The sequence below is a fragment of the Streptococcus agalactiae ATCC 13813 genome, from assembly GCF_000186445.1.
Classification (GTDB): domain Bacteria; phylum Bacillota; class Bacilli; order Lactobacillales; family Streptococcaceae; genus Streptococcus; species Streptococcus agalactiae.
On sequence record NZ_GL636078.1, the window covers coordinates 1 to 5,030 of the forward strand.

The window sequence follows — 5,030 nt, forward strand, 5'->3', positions numbered from 1 at the left end:
AGACCTTTGAAAACTGAACAAGACGAACGAATGTGCAGGGTGGATTTACATTGTAAATCCGTCAATGACAAAAAACAATAAATCTGTCAGCGAGACAGAAACGAGCAAAGCTCAAACTTTTAATGAGAGTTTGATCCTGGCTCAGGACGAACGCTGGCGGCGTGCCTAATACATGCAAGTAGAACGCTGAGGTTTGGTGTTTACACTAGACTGATGAGTTGCGAACGGGTGAGTAACGCGTAGGTAACCTGCCTCATAGCGGGGGATAACTATTGGAAACGATAGCTAATACCGCATAAGAGTAATTAACACATGTTAGTTATTTAAAAGGAGCAATTGCTTCACTGTGAGATGGACCTGCGTTGTATTAGCTAGTTGGTGAGGTAAAGGCTCACCAAGGCGACGATACATAGCCGACCTGAGAGGGTGATCGGCCACACTGGGACTGAGACACGGCCCAGACTCCTACGGGAGGCAGCAGTAGGGAATCTTCGGCAATGGACGGAAGTCTGACCGAGCAACGCCGCGTGAGTGAAGAAGGTTTTCGGATCGTAAAGCTCTGTTGTTAGAGAAGAACGTTGGTAGGAGTGGAAAATCTACCAAGTGACGGTAACTAACCAGAAAGGGACGGCTAACTACGTGCCAGCAGCCGCGGTAATACGTAGGTCCCGAGCGTTGTCCGGATTTATTGGGCGTAAAGCGAGCGCAGGCGGTTCTTTAAGTCTGAAGTTAAAGGCAGTGGCTTAACCATTGTACGCTTTGGAAACTGGAGGACTTGAGTGCAGAAGGGGAGAGTGGAATTCCATGTGTAGCGGTGAAATGCGTAGATATATGGAGGAACACCGGTGGCGAAAGCGGCTCTCTGGTCTGTAACTGACGCTGAGGCTCGAAAGCGTGGGGAGCAAACAGGATTAGATACCCTGGTAGTCCACGCCGTAAACGATGAGTGCTAGGTGTTAGGCCCTTTCCGGGGCTTAGTGCCGCAGCTAACGCATTAAGCACTCCGCCTGGGGAGTACGACCGCAAGGTTGAAACTCAAAGGAATTGACGGGGGCCCGCACAAGCGGTGGAGCATGTGGTTTAATTCGAAGCAACGCGAAGAACCTTACCAGGTCTTGACATCCTTCTGACCGGCCTAGAGATAGGCTTTCTCTTCGGAGCAGAAGTGACAGGTGGTGCATGGTTGTCGTCAGCTCGTGTCGTGAGATGTTGGGTTAAGTCCCGCAACGAGCGCAACCCCTATTGTTAGTTGCCATCATTAAGTTGGGCACTCTAGCGAGACTGCCGGTAATAAACCGGAGGAAGGTGGGGATGACGTCAAATCATCATGCCCCTTATGACCTGGGCTACACACGTGCTACAATGGTTGGTACAACGAGTCGCAAGCCGGTGACGGCAAGCTAATCTCTTAAAGCCAATCTCAGTTCGGATTGTAGGCTGCAACTCGCCTACATGAAGTCGGAATCGCTAGTAATCGCGGATCAGCACGCCGCGGTGAATACGTTCCCGGGCCTTGTACACACCGCCCGTCACACCACGAGAGTTTGTAACACCCGAAGTCGGTGAGGTAACCTTTTAGGAGCCAGCCGCCTAAGGTGGGATAGATGATTGGGGTGAAGTCGTAACAAGGTAGCCGTATCGGAAGGTGCGGCTGGATCACCTCCTTTCTAAGGATAAGGAAACCTGCCATTTGCGTCTTGTTTAGTTTTGAGAGGTCTTGTGGGGCCTTAGCTCAGCTGGGAGAGCGCCTGCTTTGCACGCAGGAGGTCAGCGGTTCGATCCCGCTAGGCTCCATTGAATCGAAAGGTTCAAATTGTTCATTGAAAATTGAATATCTATATCAAATTCCACGATCTAGAAATAGATTGTAGAAAGTAACAAGAAAATAAACCGAAAACGCTGTGAATATTTAATGAGTTTTCTAGTTTTAAAGAAACTAGGTTAATAAGGTTAAGTTAATAAGGGCGCACGGTGGATGCCTTGGCACTAGAAGCCGAAGAAGGACGTGACTAACGACGAAATGCTTTGGGGAGCTGTAAGTAAGCGCTGATCCAGAGATGTCCGAATGGGGGAACCCACTAGTTAATGACTAGTATCCATATCTGTTAAGGATATGAGAAGGAAGACGCAGTGAACTGAAACATCTAAGTAGCTGCAGGAAGAGAAAGCAAAAGCGATTGCCTTAGTAGCGGCGAGCGAAACGGCAGGAGGGCAAACCGAAGTGTTTACACTTCGGGGTTGTAGGACTGCGATATAGGATTAATCATTATAGAAGAATTACCTGGGAAGGTAAGCCAAAGAGAGTAACAGCCTCGTATTTAAAATGATAGATTAACCTTAGCAGTATCCTGAGTACGGCGAGACACGCGAAATCTCGTCGGAATCTGGGAGGACCATCTCCCAACCCTAAATACTCTCTAGTGACCGATAGTGAACCAGTACCGTGAGGGAAAGGTGAAAAGCACCCCGGGAGGGGAGTGAAATAGAACCTGAAACCGTGTGCCTACAACAAGTTCGAGCCCGTTAATGGGTGAGAGCGTGCCTTTTGTAGAATGAACCGGCGAGTTACGATATGATGCGAGGTTAAGTTGAAGAGACGGAGCCGTAGGGAAACCGAGTCTTAATAGGGCGCCATAGTATCATGTTGTAGACCCGAAACCATGTGACCTACCCATGAGCAGGTTGAAGGTGAGGTAAAACTCACTGGAGGACCGAACCAGGGCACGTTGAAAAGTGCTTGGATGACTTGTGGGTAGCGGAGAAATTCCAAACGAACTTGGAGATAGCTGGTTCTCTCCGAAATAGCTTTAGGGCTAGCGTCGATGTTAAGTCTCTTGGAGGTAGAGCACTGTTTGGGTGAGGGGTCCATCCCGGATTACCAATCTCAGATAAACTCCGAATGCCAACGAGATATAATCGGCAGTCAGACTGCGAGTGCTAAGATCCGTAGTCGAAAGGGAAACAGCCCAGACCACCAGCTAAGGTCCCAAAATATATGTTAAGTGGAAAAGGATGTGGGGTTGCACAGACAACTAGGATGTTAGCTTAGAAGCAGCTATTCATTCAAAGAGTGCGTAATAGCTCACTAGTCGAGTGACCCTGCGCCGAAAATGTACCGGGGCTAAAACATATTACCGAAGCTGTGGATGACACAAAAGTGTCATGGTAGGAGAGCGTTCTATGTGTGAAGAAGGTGTACCGTGAGGAGCGCTGGAACGCATAGAAGTGAGAATGCCGGTATGAGTAGCGCAAGACAGGTGAGAATCCTGTCCACCGTAAGACTAAGGTTTCCAGGGGAAGGCTCGTCCGCCCTGGGTTAGTCGGGACCTAAGGAGAGACCGAAAGGTGTATCCGATGGACAACAGGTTGATATTCCTGTACTAGAGTATATAGTGATGGAGGGACGCAGTAGGCTAACTAAACCAGACGATTGGAAGTGTCTGGTCAAACAGTGAGGTGTGATATGAGTCAAATGCTTATATCTTTAACATTGAGCTGTGACGAGGAGCGAAGTTTAGTAGCGAAGTTAGTGATGTCACACTGCCAAGAAAAGCTTCTAGCGATACATATACTCTACCCGTACCGCAAACCGACACAGGTAGTCGAGGCGAGTAGCCTCAGGTGAGCGAGAGAACTCTCGTTAAGGAACTCGGCAAAATGGCCCCGTAACTTCGGGAGAAGGGGCGCTGATTTTAGATCAGCCGCAGTGAATAGGCCCAAGCAACTGTTTATCAAAAACACAGCTCTCTGCTAAATCGTAAGATGATGTATAGGGGGTGACGCCTGCCCGGTGCTGGAAGGTTAAGAGGAGTGCTTAGCGTAAGCGAAGGTATGAATTGAAGCCCCAGTAAACGGCGGCCGTAACTATAACGGTCCTAAGGTAGCGAAATTCCTTGTCGGGTAAGTTCCGACCCGCACGAAAGGCGTAATGATTTGGGCACTGTCTCAACGAGAGACTCGGTGAAATTTTAGTACCTGTGAAGATGCAGGTTACCCGCGACAGGACGGAAAGACCCCATGGAGCTTTACTGCAGTTTGATATTGAGTATCTGTACCACATGTACAGGATAGGTAGGAGCCTATGATAACGGGACGCCAGTTTCGTTTGAGGCGTTGTTGGGATACTACCCTTGTGTTATGGCTACTCTAACCCAGATAGGCAATCCCTATCGGAGACAGTGTCTGACGGGCAGTTTGACTGGGGCGGTCGCCTCCTAAAAGGTAACGGAGGCGCCCAAAGGTTCCCTCAGACTGGTTGGAAATCAGTCGTAGAGTGTAAAGGTATAAGGGAGCTTGACTGCGAGAGCTACAACTCGAGCAGGGACGAAAGTCGGGCTTAGTGATCCGGTGGTTCCGTATGGAAGGGCCATCGCTCAACGGATAAAAGCTACCCTGGGGATAACAGGCTTATCTCCCCCAAGAGTTCACATCGACGGGGAGGTTTGGCACCTCGATGTCGGCTCGTCGCATCCTGGGGCTGTAGTCGGTCCCAAGGGTTGGGCTGTTCGCCCATTAAAGCGGCACGCGAGCTGGGTTCAGAACGTCGTGAGACAGTTCGGTCCCTATCCGTCGCGGGCGTAGGAAATTTGAGAGGATCTGCTCCTAGTACGAGAGGACCAGAGTGGACTTACCGCTGGTGTACCAGTTGTCTTGCCAAAGGCATCGCTGGGTAGCTATGTAGGGAAGGGATAAGCGCTGAAAGCATCTAAGTGCGAAGCCCACCTCAAGATGAGATTTCCCATGATTTTATATCAGTAAGAGCCCTGAGAGATGATCAGGTAGATAGGTTAGGAGTGTAATTGTGGTGACACATTTAGCGGACTAATACTAATAGCTCGAGGACTTATCCAAAAAGAGATATTGACAACGTTACGGTTTCTTGTTAGACTATAGATATTCAATTTTGAGTGAATAAGACTCAATAGTTAAGTGATAATTGCCTAGGAGATACACCTGTTCTCATGCCGAACACAGAAGTTAAGCCCTAGAACGCCGGAAGTAGTTGGGGGTTGCCCCCTGTGAGATAAGGT

General features: G+C 49.2%; 1 tRNA gene and 3 rRNA genes. All 4 read left to right on the forward strand.

Going from position 1 to position 5,030, the window contains the following annotated elements:
• Window positions 1-118 precede the first annotated feature (118 nt).
• Window positions 119-1,667: ribosomal RNA gene (locus HMPREF9171_RS102850) — 16S ribosomal RNA — on the forward strand.
• A 54-nt stretch (window positions 1,668-1,721) separates the two neighbouring features.
• Window positions 1,722-1,794 (forward strand) — tRNA-Ala (locus HMPREF9171_RS102845).
• A 154-nt stretch (window positions 1,795-1,948) separates the two neighbouring features.
• Window positions 1,949-4,851: ribosomal RNA gene (locus tag HMPREF9171_RS102840) — 23S ribosomal RNA — on the forward strand.
• Between the two features lie 74 nt (window positions 4,852-4,925).
• Window positions 4,926-5,030: ribosomal RNA gene (gene rrf / locus HMPREF9171_RS102835) — 5S ribosomal RNA — on the forward strand; the annotation flags it as partial.